Annotated in this window: 21 protein-coding genes and 1 pseudogene; 14 read left to right on the top strand and 8 right to left on the bottom strand. The window is 44.9% G+C overall.

Going from position 1 to position 24,194, the window contains the following annotated elements; translation table 11 throughout:
• Positions 1 to 28: 28 nt before the first annotated feature.
• A complete protein-coding gene (locus AC3D28_RS05510; RefSeq protein WP_098415358.1) occupies positions 29 to 262 on the bottom strand; it encodes a TIGR02647 family protein in 234 nt (77 codons plus the stop codon).
• Positions 263 to 606: 344 nt separating this feature from the next.
• Here AC3D28_RS05510 and AC3D28_RS05505 point away from each other — a divergent pair.
• Positions 607 to 849: pseudogene (locus tag AC3D28_RS05505) on the top strand (formate/nitrite transporter family protein); the annotation flags it as partial.
• Between the two features lie 310 nt (positions 850 to 1,159).
• Here AC3D28_RS05505 and AC3D28_RS05500 read toward each other — a convergent pair.
• Entirely contained in the window at positions 1,160 to 1,972 is an 813-nt protein-coding gene (locus tag AC3D28_RS05500; protein ID WP_098415360.1) for an ABC transporter permease, read from the bottom strand.
• Positions 1,973 to 2,431: 459 nt separating this feature from the next.
• Between AC3D28_RS05500 and torE the strand changes: the two genes are divergently transcribed.
• The 6 genes from torE to AC3D28_RS05470 all read left to right on the top strand — a co-directional run bounded on the left by torE (position 2,432) and on the right by AC3D28_RS05470 (position 10,014).
• Positions 2,432 to 2,611 (top strand): trimethylamine N-oxide reductase system protein TorE, encoded by a 180-nt coding sequence (gene torE, locus AC3D28_RS05495; RefSeq protein ID WP_098415361.1) that lies wholly within the window; start codon positions 2,432 to 2,434, stop codon positions 2,609 to 2,611.
• Between the two features lie 50 nt (positions 2,612 to 2,661).
• Entirely contained in the window at positions 2,662 to 3,846 is a 1,185-nt protein-coding gene (gene torC, locus AC3D28_RS05490; RefSeq protein ID WP_098415362.1) for a pentaheme c-type cytochrome TorC, read from the top strand.
• Between the two features lie 25 nt (positions 3,847 to 3,871).
• Positions 3,872 to 6,334, top strand: a complete 2,463-nt coding sequence (torA, locus tag AC3D28_RS05485) for a trimethylamine-N-oxide reductase TorA (RefSeq protein ID WP_488535809.1) — start codon at positions 3,872 to 3,874, stop codon at positions 6,332 to 6,334.
• Between the two features lie 196 nt (positions 6,335 to 6,530).
• The gene (locus AC3D28_RS05480; RefSeq protein ID WP_488535808.1) at positions 6,531 to 8,270 is read left to right on the top strand and encodes a glycoside hydrolase family 36 protein; all 1,740 of its coding nucleotides are present in this window, start codon (positions 6,531 to 6,533) and stop codon (positions 8,268 to 8,270) included.
• Positions 8,271 to 8,644: 374 nt separating this feature from the next.
• Positions 8,645 to 9,550, top strand: coding sequence for a manganese-dependent inorganic pyrophosphatase (locus AC3D28_RS05475; RefSeq protein ID WP_488535807.1), 906 nt, complete (start codon positions 8,645 to 8,647; stop codon positions 9,548 to 9,550).
• Between the two features lie 74 nt (positions 9,551 to 9,624).
• Positions 9,625 to 10,014, top strand: coding sequence for a DUF2750 domain-containing protein (locus AC3D28_RS05470; protein WP_488535806.1), 390 nt, complete (start codon positions 9,625 to 9,627; stop codon positions 10,012 to 10,014).
• 113 nt (positions 10,015 to 10,127) lie between these two features.
• Here the strand turns inward: AC3D28_RS05470 and AC3D28_RS05465 are convergent, their stop codons facing one another.
• The 6 genes from AC3D28_RS05465 to pspF form a co-directional block, all read right to left on the bottom strand.
• Positions 10,128 to 10,910 (bottom strand): peptide ABC transporter ATP-binding protein, encoded by a 783-nt coding sequence (locus AC3D28_RS05465; protein WP_488535805.1) that lies wholly within the window; start codon positions 10,908 to 10,910, stop codon positions 10,128 to 10,130.
• A complete protein-coding gene (locus AC3D28_RS05460) occupies positions 10,907 to 11,902 on the bottom strand; it encodes a peptide ABC transporter ATP-binding protein (protein WP_098415368.1) in 996 nt (331 codons plus the stop codon). The genes AC3D28_RS05465 and AC3D28_RS05460 overlap by 4 nt, the downstream gene beginning before the upstream one ends.
• Positions 11,902 to 12,789, bottom strand: a complete 888-nt coding sequence (locus AC3D28_RS05455; protein ID WP_488535804.1) for an ABC transporter permease subunit — start codon at positions 12,787 to 12,789, stop codon at positions 11,902 to 11,904. Before AC3D28_RS05455 ends, AC3D28_RS05460 begins: the two co-directional genes overlap by 1 nt.
• Positions 12,776 to 13,738, bottom strand: coding sequence for an ABC transporter permease (locus AC3D28_RS05450; protein WP_098415370.1), 963 nt, complete (start codon positions 13,736 to 13,738; stop codon positions 12,776 to 12,778). The genes AC3D28_RS05455 and AC3D28_RS05450 overlap by 14 nt, the downstream gene beginning before the upstream one ends.
• Positions 13,738 to 15,357: an ABC transporter substrate-binding protein gene (locus AC3D28_RS05445; protein WP_488535803.1), complete on the bottom strand. Its 1,620-nt coding sequence runs from the start codon at positions 15,355 to 15,357 to the stop codon at positions 13,738 to 13,740. Before AC3D28_RS05445 ends, AC3D28_RS05450 begins: the two co-directional genes overlap by 1 nt.
• A 237-nt stretch (positions 15,358 to 15,594) precedes the next feature.
• Positions 15,595 to 16,602 carry a phage shock protein operon transcriptional activator gene (pspF, locus tag AC3D28_RS05440; RefSeq protein ID WP_488535802.1) on the bottom strand — a complete coding sequence of 336 codons (1,008 nt, stop codon included), beginning with the start codon at positions 16,600 to 16,602 and terminating at the stop codon, positions 15,595 to 15,597.
• A 229-nt stretch (positions 16,603 to 16,831) separates the two neighbouring features.
• On the opposite strand from pspF, the gene pspA reads away from it, so the two are divergent.
• From pspA to AC3D28_RS05405, 7 genes are all read left to right on the top strand, one after another.
• Positions 16,832 to 17,503 carry a phage shock protein PspA gene (pspA, locus tag AC3D28_RS05435; protein ID WP_098415373.1) on the top strand — a complete coding sequence of 224 codons (672 nt, stop codon included), beginning with the start codon at positions 16,832 to 16,834 and terminating at the stop codon, positions 17,501 to 17,503.
• A 14-nt stretch (positions 17,504 to 17,517) separates the two neighbouring features.
• Positions 17,518 to 17,751 (top strand): envelope stress response membrane protein PspB, encoded by a 234-nt coding sequence (pspB, locus tag AC3D28_RS05430; RefSeq protein WP_098415374.1) that lies wholly within the window; start codon positions 17,518 to 17,520, stop codon positions 17,749 to 17,751.
• Entirely contained in the window at positions 17,744 to 18,133 is a 390-nt protein-coding gene (gene pspC / locus AC3D28_RS05425) for an envelope stress response membrane protein PspC (protein WP_098415375.1), read from the top strand. The genes pspB and pspC overlap by 8 nt, the downstream gene beginning before the upstream one ends.
• A 159-nt stretch (positions 18,134 to 18,292) precedes the next feature.
• Positions 18,293 to 19,324, top strand: a complete 1,032-nt coding sequence (locus AC3D28_RS05420) for an efflux RND transporter periplasmic adaptor subunit (RefSeq protein ID WP_488535801.1) — start codon at positions 18,293 to 18,295, stop codon at positions 19,322 to 19,324.
• A 1-nt stretch (position 19,325) separates the two neighbouring features.
• Complete coding sequence (locus tag AC3D28_RS05415) at positions 19,326 to 20,423, top strand: efflux RND transporter periplasmic adaptor subunit (RefSeq protein WP_488535800.1); 1,098 nt, start codon at positions 19,326 to 19,328, stop codon at positions 20,421 to 20,423.
• On the top strand, positions 20,420 to 23,524 hold the full coding sequence (gene vmeI, locus AC3D28_RS05410) for an efflux RND transporter permease subunit VmeI (RefSeq protein WP_488535799.1): 3,105 nt from the start codon (positions 20,420 to 20,422) through the stop codon (positions 23,522 to 23,524). The genes AC3D28_RS05415 and vmeI overlap by 4 nt, the downstream gene beginning before the upstream one ends.
• Positions 23,525 to 23,587: 63 nt before the next feature.
• Positions 23,588 to 24,154 carry a DNA-3-methyladenine glycosylase I gene (locus AC3D28_RS05405; RefSeq protein ID WP_488535798.1) on the top strand — a complete coding sequence of 189 codons (567 nt, stop codon included), beginning with the start codon at positions 23,588 to 23,590 and terminating at the stop codon, positions 24,152 to 24,154.
• Positions 24,155 to 24,194 lie beyond the last annotated feature (40 nt).

Raw genomic sequence — 24,194 nt, 5'->3', positions numbered from 1 at the left:
TGGCATTTTGTTAGGGTATTAGTAATTCTTACACAGAAAGAACACGTAAAATTTTATCTGCATGCTCTGCAACTTCAATACCCTCATTGGTTAAATAACCACCATCAGGCTGTGTGCACAATTTCTTTTCGTATAGACCAGCAACTGCGGCTTGCATTTCTTGTGACGCATCTGTACGGACTTTAATACCGGTTGCAGCACTACTAAGGTCGAATTGAAGAAGTAGGTTCAATTCGGCGATATGTTCAGCTGAATATTTCATAAATAATTCCTTTGCGCTTTTTTATCCAAACTAGTCGGAAAAGGCGGGTTGGGCAACACTAAACGATAAGAAGTGTTAAGTGTGGCGCTACCAGGCTGATATAGCGTAGGATTTTTGTTCAAACGCCATCATCTTTGTTAAATATCAATGATAGACAAGATAGCGATTTATTATGGAAGTTTATGCATCAACCTCCCGATAACAACATTTTTAGTAAGCATGCCAAGTAGCGCTTAAAAAAGTATGGGAATGGAGCGATTATCCGCGCCTCTTTAAATGTTTTTAAAAATTACACTGCAATGAACTTCAATCAATGTGACTCACTATTACCGCCTCAAGTGGCTGAGCATTGCATTGCGAACATGTTTCAAGTGCCTATGGCGATTGGTATTAAGTATTTTGCTCCCGAAGCATTTTGGCAGATGACGGGCGCAGATATTAGGAATTACGCAGATTTAAACATGACTGGATTTATCGTCAATAATCTTATTCCTGTCACAATAGGCAATATTATTGGTGGTGGCGTGTTTGTCGGTATGTGGTACTGGATGATCTTCTTACGTGATGAAGACAAACATTTGAGATAAATAAAAGAGCGGCGAGCTTAAATAGCTCGCCGCTTTTTTATGCGGTATCAGGTCAGTAAATTCGAATCAAACTCGCGCGTTAGACTCTAAAACGACAAGATGCCATTCAAGTGACCAAGACATGATGTTTAAACAGATTTCTTATGTTGTTATGTTTTTAGTTGCGTATGTGTTTTGGCTGTTTATCCACACTTTCTGTGGATAACTGTCTAAAGTTCGTGTTTACGTAATAATGAAAATAAAATTTCAGAAAATTAAGAGCTTACATACCCAGTAACCTACTTATTGTTGCCACTAATACATATTCTCATTATCTCTCGGTTTTGACTTGTTCTGGTTGTTGAATTTTTATTTTAATTCGGCCGGCTCTGGTTTGTACGCAGCTCAACGTCATCTCTAATGTGATGGCGACCGACGCGCTCAACATGACGAAAATCGCGAGCATAATCACCAGCTGGTATTTTATTGCTACCATTGGGCTTACCCCGCCTAAAATTTGACCTGTCATCATGCCTGGCAGGGTTACAAGCCCTGTTGTGGTCATAGAAGCCAAGATTGGGGCAAGCGACTTTCTGAGTGCCTCTTGAATAAAAGGAAATGACGCATATCGAGGAGAGGCACCAAGCGATATAGCCGCTTCGTACTCAGACTTGCGTTGTTCAAAAGCCGTAAATAAATTTTGAAGCGCGATGATGTTGCTGCTCAGACTGTTGCCTAACAGCATGCCCGCAAGCGGAATCATGTACTGCGCACTATAGAGAGGCGCGGGTTGCACTAAGCCTACGATTATCGCTATCAAAATTGGCGTCAGGCTGCAAATCAGTCCCGTTAACAGCGGCAGCATAAGAGGCTTTTGTGGTAGACGAGCTTTTCCTGCAATAGAACTTGCGCCGACCAGTAACATAAGCGTCAGCCAAAGCATATTCACGAGTAAGTTATTTAATTGAAAGAGATACTCTAAATAAATACCAATCAATATCAGCTGAAGCGTCATACGAATAACGCTGATTGCAGTATCTTTCGCGATGCCCAACTTGTAGCGTACGTTGATAATGAACGGGACTAATAGAATAACACTAAACATCGTCAGTTTTGCCCAGCTGATATCTACTACACCATTCATAATTGCTCCTTGGAATGAAATAAAGGAGTGTAACTGTGCATATCCTTTATATGAATATCAATGTGTACTTTTGCCTATTCTAGAGGAAAAACGGAGAGTACTTTAATAAAAGTTTTATTATCACTTTTTTTACAAGTGACAATCTTTTTCTGAAATATGAGCGATTTTTAGGCCCAAGCTTTACGGCATTAATGTAATGAATGTTTCATTAATGTTGCTTATTTAACAATGGTTTAAACTTCTTATTTTTTCATATCTATTCATGTTTTTAAACAAATAGAATCAATCCCTCATATCTCTGTATGAGCTCAAAAAAGTGTTGAATTACAAGGTCTGAAGAGTCGATTTAATTGAACCTTACTATTAGTATGGTCTAAAATTTTCTATTAGAGATTGTAAAAACTTAAGCTTGGTTAGACAGGCTTTTTCAATAACACGAGATACAAAATAGGCAAATGTATGAGTGATGTTAATAAAATTGAGAGTGGTGAAAAGCGCTCCCTGGAGTGGAAGTCGTTCCTCTTCATTGCGGTTGTTCTCTTCCCAGTTCTGAGTGTGGCTTTCGTCGGAGGCTACGGATTTATCGTCTGGATGTTGCAAGTCTTCTTCCTCGGCCCTCCAGGTGCACATGGCATGTAAGCCCGTGAGCTCACAACCACACTTTTGAAAAGATTTTAAGAGAGCAAATAATGAAATCATTGATCATTAAACTGTGGCGTACTATGTCGCGCCCTGCTGTACATATCAGCCTAGGTGTGCTGACGATGGGCGGCTTTATTGCTGGTGTTATCTTTTGGGGTGGATTTAACACCGCACTAGAAGTAACCAACACAGAAAAATTCTGTATCAGTTGTCATACGATGCGTGACAACGTATACGTTGAACTGCAAGACACAGTGCACTGGAAAAATCACTCTGGTGTTCGTGCTACTTGTCCTGACTGTCACGTTCCTCACAACTGGACCGATAAGATCGCTCGTAAAATGCAGGCTTCTAAAGAAGTGTTTGCACAGGTGTTTGGCAATTACGATGAACCTGGTGTGTTTGAAGAGCGCCGTATCGAACTCGCAAAACACGAATGGGATCGTTTCTCTGCGAATAAATCCCTAGAGTGTAAAAACTGTCACAACTATGAATCGATGGACTTCGAACAGATGTCTCCAACGGCTCGTATTCAAATGAAACAGGCTGCGGAAAAAGATCAAAGCTGTGTGGACTGCCATAAAGGTATCGCACACAACTTACCAGCAGGTATGGACAGCATTGGTGGTATTGTTGGTGAACTAGAACAAATGGCATCAAATACGGATTACGCAGTGGGCCAACAGCTGGTCAGTATTCGACACCTACCGATCTACTTTGACGCGCAAGGTACGAAAGAAGCCGGTCTGCTAAACCCTGCATCAACCGTTAAAGTACTTGAAGATAAAGACGAGTACATTGAAATCGAAATTGATGGCTGGCGTAAAGCCAAAGGCTTTGGTCGAGTGATCCAAGAAGACTTTGGTATGAACATTGCGACGGCTTCTTTAATGAAAGAAGCGGCGACAGACAGCAGCATTGTGACGACTGGTGAGAAAAAAGTGGATGAGCTAACAGGCCTTCCATGGGAAAAAGTGGCAGCGAAAGTATGGATCAAGAAAGAGTCTATGCTGAACGACATTAATCCAGTTTGGGAAAAATCTCGTGAAGCTTACAAGACCAACTGTTCAGTATGTCACACGCAACCTGCGGAAGCGCACTTCGATGCGAACACCTGGCCAGGTATGTTCGACGGTATGTTGGCGTTCGTTAACTTAGATACAGACAGTGAAGCACTGATCTTGAAGTATCTACAGAAACACTCTTCAGATTATGCTGAAGGTCACCATTAATAAGCGTCGGATTGGAGTAAGTTAAATGGCTATTACACGAAGAAGTTTTCTTAAAGGTGTAGCAACCACAAGTGCTGCGTCGGTGATTGGTCCAAGTTTATTGGCATCAGCTTCTGCAAACGCAGTGGAGACGACAGGCACTTGGAAAGTTTCAGGTTCACATTGGGGCGCATTTCGCGCCCATATCTACGCGGGTAAAGTTCAAGAGATCAAACCACTAGAGCTAGATAAAAACCCAACAGAGATGCTGAACGGCATCAAGGGGATTATTTACAGCCCTTCACGTGTTCGCTACCCAATGGTTCGTCTAGATTGGCTGAAAAAACACAAATACAGCGCAGAAACGCGTGGTAACAACCGCTTTATTCGTGTCACTTGGGATGAGGCGTTAGACTTGTTCTACCGCGAATTAGAGCGTGTTCAGAAAGACTACGGTCCATGGGCGCTACACGCAGGTCAAACCGGTTGGAACCAAACAGGCTCGTTCAACAACTGTACCGCGCACATGCAACGTGCCGTCGGTATGCATGGTAACTTCATCACCAAAGTTGGTGACTATTCGACAGGTGCGGGCCAAACCATCATGCCTTACGTGCTTGGGTCGACAGAAGTGTATGCACAAGGTACCTCTTGGTCTGAAATTTTAGAAAACTCAGACAATATTATTTTGTGGGCGAACGACCCAGTAAAAAACCTACAGGTGGGCTGGAACTGTGAAACGCACGAATCATTCAAGTATCTAGCGCAGCTAAAAGAAAAAATAGCGAAAGGCGAGATCAACGTTCTGTCAGTTGACCCTGTTAAGAACAAAACTCAGCGTTACCTAGAAAACGATCACCTGTACATCAACCCGCTGACAGACGTGGCATTCATGATTGCTGTCGCGCACGTTCTGTACAACGAAGACCTGTACGATAAGCAGTTCATCAAGACTTATTGCCTTGGCTTTAAAGAGTTCATTGAATACGTTCAAGGTAAGACAAAAGATAAAGTTGAGAAAACCCCAGAATGGGCAGAAGCCATTTGCGGAGTGGAAGCGGACAAAATTCGTGAATTTGCTCGCATGCTCGTAAATGGTCGTACTCAGATTCTGATGGGTTGGTGTATCCAGCGTCAAGAGCATGGTGAACAACCTTACTGGGCAGCAGCCGTTGTTGCAGCAATGATTGGTCAAATCGGTCTTCCTGGTGGCGGTATCTCTTACGGTCACCATTACTCAAGTATCGGCGTACCTTCAACCGGTTTCGCCGGCCCTGGTGGTTTCCCGCGTAACCTTGACCAAGGTATGAAGCCAAAATGGGACAACAATGACTTTAACGGTTACAGTCGTACCATTCCGGTGGCACGCTGGATTGACTGCCTGCTAGAGCCTGGCAAAGAGATCAACTACAACGGTAGCAAAGTTAATTTACCTGACTTCAAAATGATGGTGATCTCCGGTTGTAACCCATGGCACCACCATCAAGATCGTAACCGGATGAAGAAGGCGTTCCGCAAGCTGCAAACGGTTGTGACTATTGAGTTTGCTTGGACGGCAACATGTCGTTTCTCAGACATCGTTCTTCCTGCGTGTACTCAGTGGGAACGTAACGACATCGACGTATACGGCTCGTACTCGAACAAAGGGCTGATCGCGATGCATCGTCTGGTCGATCCTTTGTTCCAATCTAAGCCAGATTTCGAAATCATGAGTGAACTGGCTCAGCGCTTTGGTCGTCGCGAAGAATACACTCGTGGTATGAGTGAGATGGAGTGGATCGAAAGCCTATACAGCGATTGTAAGCAGTCGAATGAAGGTAAGTTCGACATGCCAGAATTTGCAGAGTTCTGGGAGAAGAGCGTACTAGACTTCGGTGAAGGTAAGCCTTGGGTTCGCCACGCAGACTTCCGTAACGAACCTGAGATTAACCCATTAGGTACTCCGTCGGGTTTCATCGAGATCACGTCGCGTAAGATCGGTCGTTACGGTTACGAACATTGCCAAGAACACCCAATGTGGTTCGAAAAATCAGAACGTTCACACGGCGGCCCTGGTTCAGAGAAACATCCATTTTGGTTGCAATCTTGTCACCCAGATAAGCGCTTACACTCTCAGATGTGTGAATCTGAAGAGTTCCGTGCAACTTATGCGGTACAAGGTCGTGAACCGGTTTACATCAACCCGCTTGATGCGAAAGAGAAAGGCATTAAAGATGGCGATTTGGTGCGTGTCTTTAATGGTCGTGGTCAACTCCTCGCGGGCGCTGTATTGACGGACAGCTACCCACGTGGCGTCATCCGTATCGAAGAAGGTGCGTGGTACGGCCCTCTAAACGAGAAAGATGGAGCTATCTGTACTTACGGTGACCCGAACACACTGACTCTAGATATCGGCACCTCTGAGCTTGCTCAGGCGACCTCGGCGAACACGTGTATCGTCGACTTCGAGAAGTTCACCGGTAAAGTTCCGCCAGTGACTGCATTCGGCGGACCGATAGAAGTGGCTTAATTCGCCCAATAAGCCAGAAATGAAATACCAGCTTTCGAGCTGGTATTTTTTATCAAAATTCAGTGGTAGCCATCTCAATAACAGCGCTGAACCGGTTGCGTGAAGCTGATTCGTGACGCTGATAACGAATTGAGTAAGACAAGCAGAGGATAATGAACGAAGCTAAACAATAATAAATCAAGAGAGTAGATTTTATATGGTTCAGACCATTCAATTGGCAAATCGCACTGAAGTCACAGTGAATGATAACGATCTTCAAGTCGAAGTTGTTGATAACCAAATACACTTTTCCTTCGCTGGGCTGCACAATAAAACCTTTACTGACCGCGAAACCCTGTTCGAAGTGCCACTTTTATACGAGCCGGAAGCCAACGTGATTGGCGATGGCTTTCAAATGTTGGCGCAAACGGCGGGGACGATAAGCCACCCGGTTGATATAGGCCGTTGTCCAGATAACAATCCGTCTTATCGTATTTATCCAAAAGATGCCCTTAAGCGTTACTACAATTATTTGGTGGTAGAGAGTTCGGCAGGTTACACCTTGTTTGGCTTTACTTCTTGTTACCGATTTGCTGGCTACTTTGACCTTGTGCTCCGTGATGGACATCGGATCTTGTCTGCCGCGATTGATGGTGAGTTTACTCAGGTAGCGGATTGGGATAACAATCAATTAGAGTCTATTGCGGTGCTCAGTGGTCCATCTCTTTCTGAGCTGTTCCAAGAATACAGCGATATGATTACTCAGCATCACCCAATACGAAAAGGCGTCACGCAAGTTGCGCCTGTGGGGTGGTGCTCTTGGTACGCTTATTACGCGGATGTTACTGAGCAGAATATTTTGCAAAACGTTGATTGCATGAAAGATCAGTTAGAAGATCTGGAGTGGGTATTATTGGATGACGGCTATCAAGCGTTTATGGGCGATTGGTTAACCCCATCGGATAAATTTTCTGGTGGCGTGAAAGAGCTCATTCAAAGTATCCGTGCAAAAGGCAAAAAGCCGGCAATTTGGATGGCCCCCTTTATTGCTCAACCGGAGTCTGACGTCTTCAAGCGACACCCTGAATGGTTTGTTCGTCATAAAGATGGTCGTTTGTTGAAAGCCGAAGACGTAACTTATGGCGGTTGGCGTTGTACTCCTTGGTATATTCTTGATACCTCGAACCCTGAGGTGCAAGATCATCTGACGCATATTGTTTCTGTCATGCGCCAAGAGTGGGGTATTGAGTTGTTCAAACTGGATGCTAACTATTGGGGAACATTAAAAGGTGTGCGCCATCAGTCTGGGATTACTGGCGTAGAAGCGTATCGTTTGGGCATGGAAGCTATTGCAAAAGGGGCGGGGGACGCATGGCTTTTAGGTTGTAATGCGCCAATGTGGCCCTCTTTAGGGCTGGTGGATGCAATGCGGGTTTCAGATGATGTTGAACGACACAGTCGTCGTTTTGAACAAATTGCGAAAGAAACCTTTTATCGAAGCTGGCAGCACCGAAAACTCTGGCAAATCGATCCTGATTGCGCCACCTTCACCTCACTAGCGAATCAAGCTGCATCTAGACAAGAGTACGAGTTTCACCGTACGGTGCTTTTGGCAAGCGGTGGATTACTATTGTCCGGAGACCCACTCCCCGAAATGACTCCGTTTGCGAGAAAAACCTTGGTAAAACTCATCCTCCGTCAACAGCGTAACCAAGAGTCTGCCAAGTTTACCGCGTTGAGTGTGAATCACGCATTTTTAAAATTGACAACGAATAATGATCTGCACTGTTTGTTTAATTACACCAGTGATGGGGCGATAGAATTCACGTTGACATCCGAACAGCCGACGGATTGGTATGATTATTGGACCGGAGAGAAGCTAAATCAAGAGCCTTGCCAATTGTTGATGGTGAGTGTTGATGAAGGGTTAAGTGCCAAAGCGATAGTGACGGTGTAACTAAGGGCGTAAAATTAGTACAAGACGAAGAGAAAGCCCCTGTAGGCTCTTTTGTTGTTGTGGGGCGGCCTAGTAGAATGCAAAGAGGCATTAATACTCGGACGATAATGTTGGAATAGCAGAATAGATGGTCGCCATTTAGGCCGCTTTGGTTGCCACCCTTATAAGGAATCTAGCGGGTAGCGTCCAATGCCTCTCAACCCAAAATGGTCATGGTTGTTATTGTGTTTCAAGTGAGATATTTAACGCCGTGCGCCGAACTTTTCTTCGTGTCAAATTCTTTCAAATCAGGTAAAGTATCGGCCTTTGTGAGTAAACACGCCCTAATTTCCTGTATTAGGCAGCGTATCAAATTGACTTGAATAGGAAGAAACATGATTCTAGTTGTAGGTCATAAGAACCCAGACAGCGACAGTATTTGTAGTGCACTCGTTGCCACTGAACTTCTAAAATCGCGTGGCGAAGAGGCCATGCCAATTCGCCAAGGCGAAATTAACCGTGAAACACAGCACATTCTAGAAGTTGCTGACGCAGACGTTCCTGAGCTTCGTACATCAGTTGCAGGTGAGACCGTTTGGCTGGTCGATTACTCAGATCTAGCACAAGCACCAGATGACATCGCAGAAGCGGAAATCGCGGGTATCGTTGACCATCACCGCCTAGGTGACGTGATGACAGTTAACCCAATGGAAGCATGGATTTGGCCTGTTGGTTGTACTAACACGGTTCTATTCAACATGTTCAAGATTGAAGGTCACGTGATCACTCCTCAAATCGCTAAGCTAATGATGTCAGCTATCCTTTCTGATACGGTGGGCTTCGCCTCTCCAACTTGTACTCAAAAAGATAAAGATGCAGTAGCAGAGCTAGCGGAAATCGCAGGCGTTGCTGACGTCGACGCTTTTACAAAAGATCTTCTAATTGCGAAGACGAATATTGAAGGCTTATCTGCTGCAGAGCTAGTAGAAAAAGACTTAAAAGGTTACCCATTTAATGGTCGTGACGTGGTGGTTGGTCAGGTTGAACTTGCAACGCTAGAGCAGGTTGACGGCATGATTGAAGCACTAGAAGCAGATTTAGCAGCGCGTTGTGCAAAAGACAACCTAGCGTTTGCCGCTGTTATGCTAACTGACATCACGACTGCTCAAACTCGTCTTCTATACAAAGGTGAGTGGGCAGAGAAGCTTGTTAAGCACGAAAAAGATGGCGTGCTGATGATGGAAAATACACTAAGCCGTAAGAAACAAGGCTGGCCTTGGCTTCAAACGGAGCTAGTGTAAACACATAATTACGAGCATATACTTTAAATGCCCACCCAAGAGGTGGGCATTTTTCTAGGAAAGTGGAGACGAACATGTCTGAACAACTAACCCAAGAGCAGATGGATACCATCAATCGCTACAATGAAGAGCAGCGATTGAAATACTGTGTAAAAGAGATCGTAGTCAATCGCAAGGTGTGGATTCTGAAAGATGAACATGGTTGTGTGATGTTGAATACAGAAGACGACGATTGTGTACCTGTGTGGCCAAATGAAGAGTTTGCTCAGCAATGGGCGAATGGTGAGTGGGAAAATTGTGAACCAGAAGCGATCTCGCTCAACAAATGGCACAGTCGTTGGACATCAGGATTGGAAGACGACGAGCTATCCGTAGTGGTATTTCCAAACCAGAATGAAGAAGGTGTGGTGCTGTTTCCGGACGAGTTTGACTTTGAACTGCGTCAACAGGCAAACCGCCGCTAATATCAAATCGACGCTTATTAAGCCCATTGCCTTATACTTGGTCAGTTGAGGGGTTCAAGAACTAAAAAAGCCTGCTTTCATCAAGCAGGCTTTTGTTTTCTAAGTCGTTGAATTTAACGGTTGGGCGCTTTATGGAAGTGACTCTCTACCAATCGTTGCGTAATCGGATGTTCAGGGGTGGTGAGCACTTGGTTGGTTTCACCGAACTCTACTACTTTACCTTCATGCATCACGATGACTTTGTCGGTGATGTGTTTTACGATACCAATATGTTGTGATACGTACACAAACGACAATCCCATCTCTTCTTGCAGCTCTAGGAACAGGTTAATGATCTGTGAGCGCATCGCCATGTCCAAACCGTTTAACGCTTCATCTGCAACAATAATGGATGGTTGAAGGATCAATGCGCGAGCCAAACAGACTCGCTGTTTTTGACCTGCAGCGAGCATCTGCGGATAGAAGTATGCGTGCTCTGGTAGCAATCCGACGCGGAGTAACGTGTTTTTTACCCGCTGCATACGCGCATCAGACGGCATATTCGTATTCCGTTTTAACGGTCCTTCCAAAATGCGACCAATTTGGAGTCGTGGGTTCAGAGAGGTGTTCGGATCTTGGAAAATCATGCGAATCAGCTTACAGCGCGTGGCGTAGTCTTTGTGCTCTAACCGCTCGCCGTTAACTCTGATTTCGCCGGAAGTTGGTTCAACGACTCCGGCAAGCATACGAGCAAGCGTTGACTTTCCCGACCCGTTCTGCCCAATAAAGCCAATGGTTTGCCCTGGCTCTAGGGTGAAGCTTACGGGTTTTACAGCCTCATAAACTTGACGTCTAAATAGCCGAGAACGCGTGACAAACTGTTTCGATAAGTTATCGACTTCAAGTAACGCGCTCATGACTTCTTCTCCGTGTTCAATGGAAAGTGGCAGTTAAACTTATGATTTTTTATACGTCTGGTGTGTGGAATTTCTACACATTGTTTTTGAGCATAGGGGCAACGCGGACCTAATCGACAGCCAATCGGTAAATGCTGCAACGGAGGAATTGATCCCGGCAGGGATTGCAACTTCTGCTTATGTGGCACCCAATCATTAAAATCTGGCATTGCTTTAAGTAAAGCATCGGTATAAGGGTGCTTCGGTGCGGCTATAATTTTACTGGTATCAGCAGATTCCACCGACTGACCACAGTACATCACTGTAATCCGGCCTGCCCACTGTGTAATGGTGGCTAAGTCGTGGCCGATAAGCAAAATTGTGGTGTTGTTGAGCTGGTTCATGCGGCTCAACAAACGCAGAATTTGTGATTGGGTAATAGGGTCGAGGTCATTGGTCGGTTCATCGGCGATCAGCAATTTAGGCTTGGTCGCAATGGCCATCGCAATCATGACTTTTTGACACTCTCCATCTGTCAATTCGTACGGGTAGCTGCGCATCAAGCGTTTGTGATCTTTGATGCCAACTTTATGAAGGAGCGCTATGGCCTGTTTTTTACGCCACTTAATTCGTTCCCACCATTTCCCGTTAAAGGAGCGAGATGGAATGGACTCGATCAATTGTCGTCCAACCTCTTCAGAAGGGTCTAAGCAGGTCGACGGTTCCTGGAAAATCATGGCGATATCACGGGCAATGACACGTCGTCGTTCCTTGGGGGTGAGCTGCAATAAGTCGATGTTACCCAAACGCATTCTGTCTGCGGTGATTCGCCAGTTGTCTTTACTCACCCCGACAATGGCTTTCGCAACCAAGCTTTTCCCTGAGCCAGACTCACCGACAAGGCCACGAATTTCGCCTTCATTTAAGGTCAGGCTCATTCGGTCAACGGCTTTTACCATTCCTTGAGGGGTTTCAATCTCAATGGTCAAATGTCGAATATCTAATAACGGCATTATTCGATCCCCGCATTCAGTGCTTGGCGTACACCTTCACCGACTAAGTTTAGGGTAATAACCGTAAACATAATGGTTAGGCCGGGTAGAGTAACCGTCCAAGGTGCAATATAAATGAGCTCTACAGAGTCACCTAATATCGCCCCCCACTCGGTACTTGGAGCTTGCGCGCCTAAACCCAGAAAACCAAGGGCCGTAATATCTAAAATAGCTGCCGAAAGTGCCAGCGTGACTTCAGCGGCAATGACGGTCAAAATATTCGGTAGAATCGAGCTTCTGAGCAGGTAGAAATTATCGGCACCATCAAGACGAGCGGCCATGATGTAGTCTTTTTCAACTTCGGTGTGTACAGCAATGTAGACCGAGCGAATAAAACGCGGAATCAATGCCAGACAGATCGCGAGCAAAATATTAAATTCACCAAATCCAAGAAACGCCACGAATATGATGGCTAACAAAAGCGATGGAATTGACATAACGGTATCAAGGAGGTGGTTCAAAGTACTCGAAAGTAGGCCTTTCGTCATACCTGCCAGAACCCCAATGAAGCAACCGATCACGGCAGCGATTGCGGTGATGGCTACCGCAGCGCCGAACGTTAGCTGAGACCCTATAATTAAGCGTGAAAGAATATCACGACCTAGGTCATCAGTCCCTAGAAAGTATTCGACCGTACCAGTAGGAGCCCAAGATGGAGGAACAAGCAATTCGCCTGATTGTGCTTGTGCGTCAAAGGGGGCAAGCAGTGGGCCAAGAATGGTGAGCAATACGATGAAAGCAAGGCACCACAGGCCGAACATGGCTAATCCGTTTGCACGGTAGCTTCGCCAGAATCGCTCAAATTGAGTAGGAATGCTTTCTTCCTGATAAACGTTATTTGTTAGCATACCATTCCTTTCTCACTAGAGGGTTTATCATAGCGCCAATGAGATCCGATAGAATATTCGCGGTTAGCACCAGCGTTGCGAGTACCATCACTCCGGCCTGTATGGAGGCATAATCTTGGTTTGCTAATGCATCCAACAACCAACGACCAATGCCTGGCCAGTTAAAGATTGATTCAGTAATGGTCGCTAAGGTGATCATGCTGGATAGCTGTATTCCGACTTTTGGAATGATTGGCGGAATCGCATTGCGTAACACGTGTTGAGACACAATCTCTCGTTGAGAGAGGCCTTTAATTTTTGCTGCGCGAATGTAGTTTTGGCTCATTACATCCGCAACGGAGGAACGCATTAGACTCACCACTTGTGTGGTAGGCGCAAGTGCCAACACTAAACATGGTAACACCATATGTTCAATCACACTTTGTAATGCATGCGCACGATATTCACCTTTTGCCATAAAGGCATCGATAATTGCAAAACCTGTCACGTGATCAATTTGGTACAGTAAGTCATATCGTCCAGAGACTGGAAACACTTGATACTCCAGTGAAAAGACCATGATCAGCAAGAGGGCGACCCAAAAGATTGGCGCGGAATACCCAAACATGGATATAAACGAGATGCTGGTATCGAGCCATTTACCTTGCTTCATCCCTGCAATGGTTCCTAGTGGAATACCAATCAAAAGTGCCACCAAAAAGGCGAAAAAGCACAGCTCTAATGTCGCAGGGAAAACCATGGCTAACTCGTCGTAGATCGCGTTGCCATTTTTACTTAAGCCAAAATCAAGTTGCGAAAGGTTGATCAAATAACTTTGCCAACCTGACCAAAAGTCCACCTTTGCCCAATGCGACAATGGGTCAAGACGCAGCAGAGAAAAACCCACTAAGGTGAGGATCATCAAAGTGATGATAAAGAGGTTAAAACGTCGAACGGTATACCAAAACATCAGTGGATTCTCTCAACTCTATCAAAAGGTTGGGCATTGAAAGGGCTTGATTTGAAGCCTGTCAGTGACTTGTCATGAACACGGAATTGCACACCATGTGCCAATGGGATCACCGGAAACTCCTGATTCAAAATATTTTGTGCTTGGCGATACAGATTCAAACGATAGCGTGGTTCCTGCGTTTCTAGCGCCAAATCGAGCAAGAAATCAAAGTCATCGTTACACCACATGGAGACGTTCAGACCGACTTTGTTTGACTCACACGACAATAACGGACGGAAAAAGTTGTCAGGATCGCCAGTATCGCCAATCCAACCCGTCAACAGTAAATCAATATCGTTGATGTTCTCTAAGTCGACACGTTCAAACCGGTCGTCATTTAAGAGTGTTAGCTCAACCCCGATATCAGCAAAGTTCGCCTGGATAAGCTCAGCGGTCTTACGTGGACTAGGGTTGAAAGCTCGAGGCTCTAATGGCACCCACATTGTGATTTCGAGCCCATCTTCATAGCCAGCATCGCGAAGTAGCGCTAATGCGTAGTTGCGATCGTAGCGAATTTTGACGCTGTCCTTTTGATATGCCCAGGAATTAGGTGGAAGCAGGGTATAAGCTTGAGAGCCTGTTCCATAGTAAACGGAATCCAAAATATTCTGACGATTAATCGCTAAATTGAGAGCTTGTCGGACGCGAGCATCGTTGAGGGCAGATGTTTCGGTATTAATCGCAATGAACGACACATTATTAGCTGGTGTAGCCGTGAGTTTCAGATTCTCCTTTTCCTTAATCACCGGAATTTGGCTAGAAATAGGAGAAGAGAGCACATCACATTCATTTCTCAGTAGCTTGGCTAGCGTACCTGTTCCTCGGTGCGAGATATCGAATACCACTTGCTCCATGTTCGCGGGAGAGTTCCAGTATTTCGGGTGTCGCTCCAAGCGAATTAAGTCATTCAACTGATATTCTTTTAATTGAAATGGCCCTGTACCGATAGGGAATTGATCGATCCGTTCTTTATGGTCTTTGGCTGCCAGTTGCTGCCCGTACTCCGCGGATAGGATCACCGCATGGCTAGTGGCAATATTGGCTAAGAAAGAAAAGTTAGGCTGAGATAATTTGAATGCTACGGTGTGCTCATCGATGGCGATAACGTCTTTTAGCAGGCTTTGAAAGTCTAAACCGGCAAACCATGGATAAAAACCACCGCCTACTTGATGAAAAGGATGGTTTACATCAATGATTCGTTTAAAGCTAAATACCACATCTTTTGAGTTCAGTGCTCGAGAAGGCGTAAACCACGGTGTCGTTTGGAATTGAACACCCTGTTTAAGGATAAACGTATACTCAGTTCCAGCTTGGTTCACAGACCAGTTTTCTACAATATTCGCCACAGGTTGATGTGATTTTGGATCGAGGGTAAGCAGGGTATCATACAGCTGCGGACTCAGCGCTTCTGCGGTAATACCGCTGTCAATAAGCTGGGGGTTGAACGTGGTTGGTTTACCTTGCCCACAAAACACAAAGCCAGCCTTGCGAATCTCATTGTGGTCGATTTTATCACCACAAGCCGTTAGTAAGCTAACCCCGATAAGGCTCAGCGATAATCTTATAAAAGCATTCATAATATGAGCTGTTCATTGGATCTTGCTTGTTTCATCTGATTTTACTCACCTAGAACTCACAAGCGAAAATGATCTCGTTAATTTAACACCTTTGTGAACTCGCTCCAAACACAAAATCTTTTGCTTGCAGGGTGTTAGATCAAAGTACCGCATAATTACCACTGTAGCTCTAGGTTCGCGTTCGTGTACTGTCACGTGAGGATAGACGAGTACTATTGCTTAGTTCACTTTATTTCATCAACTTTGTCCGACGAGCCCGTACTTTCTCACCATCCCTCGCAGTTGGTGATAGCTCAACCCCAATAATTCCGCCGCTTGACGCTGATTGAATTTGGCCTCTTCTAATGCTTGATTGAGCAGATTAATGTCTTGTTCTTGTTGCCATTGTTTATAATCCAATGGGAAATGAAGAGCGTTATTGGTTACTGCATCTTTTTGAGGAGTATCTTGGTTAGGTGCGTGCCCCAGCGCATTGCTCCATGCTGTTTCAAACGGGTTGAAAATGAGCTTATCAATTGGGGCTGCATTAAGACCATGCCGATAGACGGCACGTTCAATCACGTTTTTTAGTTCACGGATGTTTCCCGGCCATGAATACTCCAGAAGCGATTGCTGTGCATTTGCGGTAAAACCGACAAAATACGCAAGTTGAAGCTCGCGACACATCTTCATCGCATAATGTTCAGCTAGTGACAGGATATCCTCTTTACGTTCACGAAGCGGCGGTAATATGATCACATCAAACGCTAACCTGTCGAGCAAGTCAGCCCGAAACTCGCCTTGTTCAGCCAGTAGAGGTAAGTCTGTGTTTGTTGCACAGACTAGGCGCACATCCGCATTTAAAGCGGTATGACCCCCGACACGTTCATATTCACCGTATTCAATGACGCGTAGCAGTTTTTCTTGAACTAAAAGTGGTGCTGTGGCCAGTTCATCGAGAAATAAAGTGCCTCCTTCTGCACGTTCAAAGCGGCCTTTATGCTTGCCTTTTGAGCCAGTGAAGGAGCCAGACTCATGACCGAATAACTCAGAATCAATCAGTCCCTCACTTAATGTCGCACAGTTTAACGATAGGAGTGGTTTATCCCAGCGTTTTGATAAGTAGTGCAAACGCTGGGCGATGAGCTCTTTACCTGTGCCTCGCTCACCCATAATGAGGACGGGGCGTTCAATAGGCGCAAGTTGTGATACTTTATCGAGTACAGCGAGAAAAACGGGTGACTCACCAATCAGGTTTTGCTTCATAAAGTCCTTCTTATTTTTCTGCGTGGGCATTAATTCGTATGGTATTGGTTAATTTCACCAACAGTTGGTTAAAAATATCATAGCACAATGCTGTATAACGACAATGATGCGCATAATGTCATGATTTTTAATGGAAATAAGTTTTGGCATGCTACTTGTAATATATTTAGTGCGGCACAAGGTAAAGCACCACCTTGTCGAGTTTTAATTGGAAAATAGGAGTTCCGTTATGGGTATTTTTTCTCGTTTTGCAGATATCGTTAACTCAAACATCAGTGCATTGCTGGACAAGGCGGAAGATCCTGAAAAAATGATCCGTCTTATCATTCAAGAGATGGAAGACACACTTGTTGAAGTGCGTACTAACTCGGCGAAAGCGATTGCAGACAAAAAAGAGTTAGCTCGTAAAGTTGACACGTTAGAAGAACAAATTGGTGAGTGGAACCAAAAAGCAAGCCTTGCGTTAGTGAAGCAACGTGAAGATCTCGCACGTGCGGCGCTTATCGAAAAGCAAAAGCTCGAGCAAGTGATTAAAGGTCTTCACACTGAGCAGACTCTGGTGGAAGAAACGATTGACAAGCTCACTGGCGAAATTGGTAAGCTAGAAAGTAAAATTGCTGAAACGCGTGCCAAACAGCAATCTCTGGCGATTCGCAACCAAACGGCATCTAACCGTCGTGATGTACAGAAGCATCTACACACTAGCCGAACTCACGAAGCGATGGCAAAGTTTGAACAATACTCTCGTAAAGTGGATGAAATGGAAGCGGAAGCCGATCTATACGCTCAAACGGGTAATGCTAAGTCGCTAGATCAGGAGTTTGTAGAGTTGCAAGCGCAAGATGAAATTGAAAAAGAATTGGCAAAACTGAAAGAACAGATGTCATCACAAGATAAATAAGAAAGGAGCCATTTATGTCGACATTTTTTATAGCTGGACCATTGATTGTCTTTTTAATCTTTGTCGCTCCACTATGGCTCTTTTTACACTATCGCAGCAAGCGAAAAACAGATAGTGCTCTGTCGAGCCAAGATTTAGAGCGTCTTCAGGTACTGTCTGAAAAAGCGGAAGCGATGCAGTCTCGAGTTGATACACTGGAGCGCATCTTAGACGCAGAATCGCCGACGTGGAGACGTAAATATGAATAAACGAGAACTGTACCGTGACCCTGTAAATGGGAAAATCTCAGGTGTTTGTGCCGGGATTGCAAACTACTTTGGTACGGAAGTTTGGTTGATTCGTATTGTTGTTATTTCCGCAGCGCTTCTCGGTGGTACGTTTTTAATCTTACTTGCGTACGTTGCGATGGCGTTTATGTTAGAAAAGCAGCCAATAACTTACTCCGCGAATATAAAGGCGCAGCAAGAGCACACGCTTAAAAGCAAACCGTGGCAAAAAGGCCAAAGCCCTGACCAATTACTCAATGTTCTAGAGCGTGATTTTGAGCGCCTGGATAGCAAAATTCGTAATATGGAAGCGTACGTGACTTCCGATACCTTTAGGGTAAACCGAGAGTTCAGTAAGCTTTAAATACACCACGCGAAGAACAACAAATACAAAGCAGGCATCACGCCTGCTTTCTTGTCACAAATCACTAATTTAGAGCATTATTAACTAGTTATAATCTGGCAGTTAACCCACTGTTCATCTACTTTAAAAGTAACCTCCCTAATCTTGTGGATGAATATAATGAGAAAAATGCTTATTCCGATAGCTGTTACGGCTGTTTTGTCGGGTTGTGGTAAAGAGCTTCCTCCCGTCCCTGAGCCAGAATCTCGTCCCGCTAAACTTTTTACTGTTTCTGTTGGTAATGCCCATTTTGAACGTTATTTTCCTGCCACAACAGATGCTGGTGACAAAGCTGTATTAACATTTCGTGTGCCCGGTTTGCTTCAAACCATTGAGGTGCATGAAGGCCAAGTTGTGAACAAGGGCCATGTCTTAGCCTCACTAAACCCAGATGAATATTCTCTTCTTGAACAACAAGCCAGAGCTAACTTTGCCCTTGCCGATGTGCAATACAAACGCTATAAAAAACTGCGCAAAGATCAGGTAGTCTCAGAACAAGATTTTGATGAAGCAAAAGCCAATCATAATTCAGCCAAAGCTCAGTGGGACCAAGCAAAAGCAAATTTGAGATACACCAAGCTCATCGCTCCGTATGACGGAACCATTTCTTATGTACCAGCAGAAAATCATGAATATGTTACCGCGAAAGAAGGGGTGATGAATATTCAGTCCAATCAAGTGATGAAGGTGATATTTTACATCCCCGATTACTTATTAAACCGTTACACAAAAGGTAGCGATGTGTCAGCCAGAATGGTGTTTGATGCCTTTCCTGAACAATCTTTTGATTTGACTTTCCAAGAAATAGATACAGAAGCCGATCCTAAAACGGGCAGTTATAAAGTAACCATGGTCATGGCACGACCATCGGACTTAGGCATCCTCCCGGGCATGTCTGGTAATGCTTACCTTCTTTCCCAAAACGCTGACGTGACGAAAATTCCGGATTCCGCACTACTGCGAGAGAATGGCAAAACCTATGTTTGGCGAGTGGATGAACAGGGCATTGTTGCAAAAGCGGCGATTGAGGTGAATGACAAACGTCAGATACAACAAGGGCTGAATGATGGTGACCAGATCATCATTTCTGGAGTGGATGTCATTGAACCTGGCATTAAAGTAAGAGCGTGGGTCAAGGAGCGAGGATTATAGTATGAAAGGAATCAGAAGTTCCCTGTGTCTCTGCTTTGCATTGTTGCTTGTTGGCTGTGGAGAAAAAGCGCCAGATAAAGAGGTAGAAACACCACGAGTCAAAATTGCTTCATTAGAAGGAAGTAAAGTCGACGATAACCTGTATTTTCCTGCGGTAGCGAATGCCGCTGATCGCTCTCACTTAAGTTTTAGAGTCGCCGGAGAAGTCAGCCGCGTCATGGTTAGAGAAGGAGACAAGGTGAGCAAAGGTGACGTTATCGCGACTTTAGATCCAACGGACTATAAGTTGGTGGTTGATAATGCTACCGCACGGTTTTCGGTTGTGGACAGCCAATATCGTCGTTCTCGTCCTCTTGTCGATAAAGGTCTATTAGCCAAGTCACAGTTTGATGAGATTGCAGCGCAGCGACAAATCGCCTTGGCTGAGCTGGATTTGGCCAAGCTTCGTTTATCGTTTACCACATTAAAAGCCCCTGTCGATGGAGTCATTTCCCGAGTGAATATCGATCAATTTGAGAACGTACAGGTCGGCCAATACATTGTGAATATCCACAGCTTAGAGCGAGTTGAAGTCCTCATCCAACTTGCTGACCGACTGTATGTGAAGCAGCCGCCGACGGAAGATCGACTTACATCGATTAACGCGGTTGTGCGTGTGCCAAGTGGTAATGAATACAATGCTACCGTTAAAGAGTTCACTACCGAACCAGAGCCAGCCACAGGAACGTTCACCGTCACACTTTCGCTGCCTATGCCGGAGCAAGAATACATTCTAGATGGGATGGCCGTGGAAGTGACATCAAAAGACAAGAACATCGGCCTCGAATTAGACGTTGGAATTAACGTCCCGATCGAAGCGATTTTTAATGCAGACGGCGATGGGCTTGGTCGCGATAATAAATTTGTGTGGGTGCTGAATGAGGATAGGACGATATCTCGCAAACAGGTTCGTACGGGCAAGGCCTCCAAAACATCGATTCAGGTCCTTGAGGGGCTAGAACTTAATGACGAAGTAGTTGTTGCGGGTATTTCTAGACTAAGAGATGGCATGAAAGTGGAAGTGATAAAAGAATCGACTAAACAGGAGGCCGGTCTATGAGTGATCTAAATAAGACTGCGCCTCAAAGTGATGATGACGTAACGGGCGTTGCAGCGTACTTTATCCGAAACCGAGTGATCAGTTGGATGGTGGCGCTGATCTTTTTAATTGGCGGTGTTGCCGCATTCTTTGGTTTGGGGCGTCTTGAAGACCCAGCATTTACTATCAAAGATGCAATGGTTGTGACGTCATACCCAGGGGCAACGCCTCAGCAAGTAGAGGAAGAGGTTACCTATCCAATAGAAAAAGCGGTTCAGCAACTGACGTACGTCGATGAAGTGAACTCGATCTCCAGCCGAGGCTTGTCGCAAATCACCGTAACAATGAAGAACAATTATGGCCCAGATGATCTTCCGCAAATTTGGGATGAGTTGCGCCGAAAAGTGAATGATCTCAAAGGGACCTTACCGCCAGGCGTAAATGAGCCCCAAGTCATTGATGATTTTGGTGATGTTTACGGCATTTTACTGGCCGTGACTGGTGACGGTTATAGCTATAAGGAGTTGCTTGATTATGTCGACTACTTACGTCGAGAGCTCGAACTTGTTAATGGTGTGAGTAAAGTTTCGGTTTCTGGTCAGCAACAAGAGCAAGTATTCATTGAAGTTTCGATGAAGAAACTGAGCAGTATTGGCTTGTCACCAAATACAGTGTTCAATCTTCTTTCGACGCAAAACGTGGTCTCTGATGCGGGGGCGATCAGAATCGGTGATGAATATATCAGGATCCAGCCAACGGGCGAGTTTCAAAGCGTTGATGAACTGGGTGATTTGTTGATCACCGAGTCCGGCGCGCAGGGATTGATCTTCTTAAAGGATGTGGCGGAAATAAAACGCGGTTATGTCGAAGTTCCGAGTAATATCATCAACTTTAATGGCAGTTTAGCTCTCAATGTTGGTATTTCTTTTGCGGAAGGCGTTAACGTTGTTGAAGTTGGAAAAGCGTTTGATCATCGACTAGCAGAGCTGAAATATCAGCAACCGATAGGGATCGAAATATCGGAAATTTATAGTCAACCCAAAGAAGTAGATAAATCGGTCAGTGGCTTTGTCATTAGCCTCGCTCAAGCGGTTGGGATCGTTATTATCGTTCTGTTGTTTTTCATGGGGTTACGTTCTGGGCTCTTGATTGGCCTTATCTTGCTACTGACGGTGCTGGGAACGTTTATCTTCATGAAATACTTGGCGATTGATCTACAACGTATCTCTTTAGGTGCGTTAGTCATCGCGCTGGGGATGCTGGTGGATAACGCTATCGTAGTCGTTGAAGGCATATTAATTGGCACGCAAAAAGGGCGAACTCGATTACAAGCCGCCACCGATATTGTTACCCAGACTAAATGGCCTTTGCTTGGGGCAACTGTCATTGCGGTAACCGCATTTGCCCCAATAGGCCTATCTGAAGATTCGACGGGTGAATATTGTGGCACCCTGTTTACAGTATTGCTTATTTCCTTGATGCTCAGTTGGTTTACAGCGATCTCATTGACACCATTTTTCGCTGATATTTTCTTTAAAGGTCAGAAAATTAAACAAGGAGAAGGGGAGGAGAATGACCCTTACAATGGGGTTGTTTTTGTCTTATACAAAAAGTTCCTCGAATTTTGCATGCGCCGAGCTTGGTTCACCGTTGTCGTGTTAGTTGCCGGGCTTGCTGTGAGTGTTTATGGGTTCACTTTTGTGAAACAAGCATTCTTTCCATCATCAACGACCCCGATCTTCCAATTAGACGTATGGTTGCCAGAAGGTTCTGATATTCGAGCTACCAACGCGACGTTGAAAGAATTGGATAGCTGGTTGGCAAAGCAAGAACATGTTGACCACATCACCACAACGGCAGGCAAAGGCTTACAGCGTTTTATGTTAACGTATGCGCCTGAAAAAAGTTATGCTTCATACGGTGAAATAACTGCTCGCATGGACAATTACGAGGCGTTGGCTCCGTTAATGGTGAATTTCCGACAACACTTAACAGCCAATTACCCAGAAATTAACTACAAATTGAAGCAGATTGAATTAGGCCCTGGTGGCGGCGCAAAAATTGAAGCGAGAGTGATTGGTTCTGATCCAACGGTTCTTCGTACTATCGCGGCTAAGATTATGGATATCATGTACGCCGATCCGGAGGCAACGAACATCAGGCATGACTGGCGTGAACGTACTCAAGTCCTTGAGCCTCAGTTTAATGAAAGCCAAGCGCGTCGTTATGGCATTACGAAGTCGGATGTGGATGATTTCTTATCCATGTCTTTTTCTGGCAAGACGATTGGTATTTATCGCGATGGTACAACCTTGATGCCAATCGTGGCTCGATTACCAGAAGATGAGCGTATTGATATTCGTAATATCGAGGGAATGAAAATATGGAGTCCAGCACAGAGCGAGTTTATCCCATTGCAACAGGTGACAATGGGATACGATATGCGCTGGGAAGATCCAATCATCGTGCGTAAAAACCGTAAGCGTATGCTAACGGTCATGGCTGATCCAGATATTCTCAGTGAAGAAACCGCGTCAACACTGCAAAAACGCTTACAACCACAAATAGAAGCCATCGAAATGCCACCAGGCTATTCATTGGAGTGGGGCGGTGAATACGAGTCTTCTGGAGACGCCCAAGAGTCGCTGTTTACCACCATGCCGATGGGCTATTTGTTCATGTTCTTGGTCACGGTGTTCTTGTTTAATTCTATCAAAGAGCCGCTAATCGTTTGGTTAACGGTGCCTTTGGCACTGATAGGGGTAACGACGGGCTTGTTGGTTTTAGATACGCCATTTGGTTTTATGGCGCTTCTGGGCTTCTTGAGCTTATCGGGCATGGTACTGAAAAATGGTATCGTGTTGCTCGATCAAATTGAGATTGAGATGAAATCAGGTAAAGAAGCCTATGATGCGGTAGTTGATGCGGCTGTGAGTCGTGTGCGGCCAGTATGTATGGCGGCAATCACCACCATTCTAGGGATGATTCCGTTGCTACCGGATATCTTCTTCAAGCCAATGGCAGTAACAATTATGTTTGGTTTGGGTTTTGCGACTGTTCTGACACTTATTGTCGTGCCAGTGTTGTATCGTCTATTCCACAAAGTGGCAGTGCCACAGTAACCATAATGCAAATTTTGAGCGCCTCTAGCTGGTGGGCTAGAGGCGTTTTTATAAGGACAAGTAATGACAGAGCACAAAACCTGCGCTTGGGCGATGAATCACCCTTTAGAGCGAGAATACCATGATGCTGAATGGGGAGTGCCTGTGTATGACGATAAAGTATTATTTGAATTCATTACGCTTGAGGGGGCACAAGCTGGCCTTAGTTGGCTTACCATTTTGAAGAAACGGACAGGCTATCGCGAAGCATTTGAGCATTATGATTTGGATGTGTTAGTTCACCGTGATGAGGAACGAACTGAATTCATCGTTGAAAACTTTGATGTAGTTAAACATCGTGGGAAAATTAACTCCGTATTCGCTAACGCGAAGGCCGCAAAAGAGTTAATAGCAGAATATGGCAGTTTATCCGAAGCTTTATGGCAGTTTGTTGATGGCCAAACAGTCGTAAACCATTGGCAAGATATGAATGAGGTGCCAGCCTCAACTGAACAATCTAGAGCCATGAGCAAATTCTTGAAAAAGAAAGGCTTTAAGTTTGTCGGTGAGACCATTTGCTACGCTTTTATGCAGGCGGTTGGTATGGTTGATGACCATCTAGTTGGGTGCCCGAAGAAACAAAACCAATAGCATTTGGTAACGAGCACGTTATTACAGAGAATGTACGTTA

The organism is Vibrio sp. TAP-3B, from assembly GCF_057784735.1.
The sequence above is the reverse complement of the archived record's forward strand: the minus strand, read 5'-3'. Positions and strand labels throughout refer to the sequence as shown.